General features: G+C 39.9%; 2 protein-coding genes and 2 pseudogenes. 3 read left to right on the top strand and 1 reads right to left on the bottom strand.

Translation table 11 applies throughout. The annotated features are described in order from the left end of the window. Window positions 1-955 precede the first annotated feature (955 nt). A complete protein-coding gene (locus QUA53_RS28880) occupies window positions 956-1177 on the top strand; it encodes a hypothetical protein (protein WP_333101290.1) in 222 nt (73 codons plus the stop codon). Between the two features lie 89 nt (window positions 1178-1266). Here the strand turns inward: QUA53_RS28880 and QUA53_RS28885 are convergent. Then, window positions 1267-1533: pseudogene (locus QUA53_RS28885) on the bottom strand (IS701 family transposase); the annotation flags it as partial. Window positions 1534-1624: 91 nt separating this feature from the next. On the opposite strand from QUA53_RS28885, the gene QUA53_RS28890 reads away from it, so the two are divergent. Beyond that, entirely contained in the window at window positions 1625-1930 is a 306-nt protein-coding gene (locus tag QUA53_RS28890; RefSeq protein ID WP_333101291.1) for a helix-turn-helix domain-containing protein, read from the top strand. A gap of 12 nt (window positions 1931-1942) precedes the next feature. Further along, window positions 1943-2287: pseudogene (locus QUA53_RS28895) on the top strand (winged helix-turn-helix domain-containing protein); the annotation flags it as partial. Between the last annotated feature and the right edge of the window lie 37 nt (window positions 2288-2324).

A 2324-nucleotide genomic window follows, 5' to 3' on the forward strand; every position in this document is an offset into this window, starting at 1 on the left:
CACCAACGATTTGAGCTGTTTATTCCCGATCCTGCCTCCGCTGGCTGACTCCTCTTTCCGGGAAGGGATCTTTTTTTAGACCAAAATACGGCTTTTGCCCTGACAATCTCCCACCCATTGGTAGAAGAACTCTGTGGTTCAACATGATGATGCGCCTTACTTCGTCGAGTATAGGTTAGGTAAGGCACATTTCATGGGTGTCAACTTTGCTTTAAGGATGTGATCGTCCTCAACCAGGCGTTCTTCTTTAACCTTTACCACGGGATATTAAGAAAAATTAAGCAAAGATCACGCTCACTCTTCCTAGGGTTTAGTAAGTCTGTGAGAAAAAGAGACTGGCGATGTCTGAGGGGTTAAACCCCTCAGACATCGCCGTCCTGAACAGGCACAATGATAGTGTAATTAGAAACCATATTAAATAATCAGCGTTGCTGAAAGACTAATGGTTATGGCGGTAAAATAGCAATAAGTAGAGTGGACGGAGGTTAATCCCGATAAAGTGTCCGGCGTTGCGACTCAAGCGAGATATAGAACCTATTTGGGGTCTTGGATGAGGAGCTAGAATTAGTCATAAATGGCATATTCCAGCGACCTAACCGACGAGGAGTGGGAAATCATTGAGCCACTCTTACCTCAAAAAAAGTAAACGACACCGCCTCGGTGGACTTGCGCCTCAAATTTTGAACGGCATCCTCTACCAACTGAAGGACGGTGGCAACTGGGGTGACCTGCCCTGTCTACCTGCCACCCTACTGCACAGTATTTTGGCACTACAAGCAGTGGCACTCAGACGGCGTGTTAGTAGAGCAGATTCGAGATACTTTGTACGCCCAAGCGAACACAGGTCAAAAAAAAACAACATGGACAATGTTGCTAATCATCGACTCACAAGCGGTGAAAAACACCTGTAATGCTGGAGTTGAATCCAAAGGGTTTTACTTTTACAAAGCTACCAATGGCATCAAGCGTCATTTGGCAGTGGATAGCCTGGGATTCCCGTTCTTCATTCATTGCAGTCCTTGCTAATGTGTCCGATGACCAGGGATTGATTGAGATGCTAGCAGCCAACATTAATTACTTCAAGGATAGACCTGATGACTTGCCCCAACTTAGGACTTACGCCTTGACAAATCAGCCCAAATATGAAGCAAGTGCTAAAATTACGGAATTCCTTTAGCAGGTTTAATTTTGGCCATCACAAACAATTGCAAAAATCTCTTAAATGCAGATTTTTTGCGAGGATATTAATAGGAACTTAGCGGTTAGTTAATAATATTCAGCTTTTAGACCTACTTTTTGATTCAGGTAATGGAGAATAAAATCACGGGCTACTTCTAACGATAAATTTCTTTGAATTTCATACCAATTATCAATCAATGCCTCTGCCCTCATCAATTCTAATTGGACAAAAGCCCGAATTGAACAGAAGAAATGGGTGACAATAGCCGGAGAACTTCTCACCATAAATTTTTTAATCCCACAAAGTTGTTTGATGGCTCTGTGGTAACATTCAATTCCCCAATGTATCGAATGTGTGGTCAGAAAATCACTTCTATAGCAATCCTAAATCATTATCATGATTGTGATATAATTATATGCAATACTTGATTGTGACCATAAAAAAATGAATAACTTACAACTGCCACAAAAAGATAGGGAAAAAGAAATAGCTTGTTTAGAAGCTTTCATTAAAAGCGATATCGATGCCAGAGAACTCAAACGAGCAATAGCTGTAAGGATGGCGCTTGCAGGTAATATCTACCATGAAATCAGCAAAATTTTAGGTGTAAGTAAATTTTTTATTGGTTATTGGAAAAAACAATGTGAAACCAAAGGCATCGCCGGAATCAAACTAGGACATAAAGGGTCAAAAGGGTATTTAACAGCTCAACAAAATGATGAAGTAATCGAGTGGTTAAAGAATAAATAATATTGGAATTTAGATGAGCTGGTTACTTATTTAGAGCGAGAATTTGGTGTGGTATATAAATCAAAACAGAGTTACTATGAACTTTTCGATCGGGCGAAAATTAGTTGGAAAAAAACTCAAAAAACCAATCCTAAATTTGATGAAGAACTGGTAAAAAAAAAGACAGAAGAAATTAACGATATTTTATTTAAAAACAAGGCTGGTATAGAATCTGGGGAAACAATAGTATTGTTTTTAGATGAATGTCATCTACTTCATGGTGATTTGACTGGTTATGTTTGGGGTCAATCCAAAATCAGAATAGAAGTCCCAATTACCTGGCGGGGTGACAACCCCGCCGCAACCAAGATAGAGTGAGGTGTTAACCGACTTGTGGTAAAAAAAGATAGGTCAG

This window comes from Microcoleus sp. Pol12B3 (assembly GCF_036701355.1).
Classification (GTDB): domain Bacteria; phylum Cyanobacteriota; class Cyanobacteriia; order Cyanobacteriales; family Microcoleaceae; genus Microcoleus.

Excerpts from the sequence above, each read along its gene's own strand:
- QUA53_RS28880 (WP_333101290.1), top strand. The coding sequence starts at position 956 with ATGGCATCAAGCGTCATTTGGCAGTGGATAGCCTGGGATTCCCGTTCT.
- QUA53_RS28890 (WP_333101291.1), top strand. The coding sequence starts at position 1,625 with ATGAATAACTTACAACTGCCACAAAAAGATAGGGAAAAAGAAATAGCT.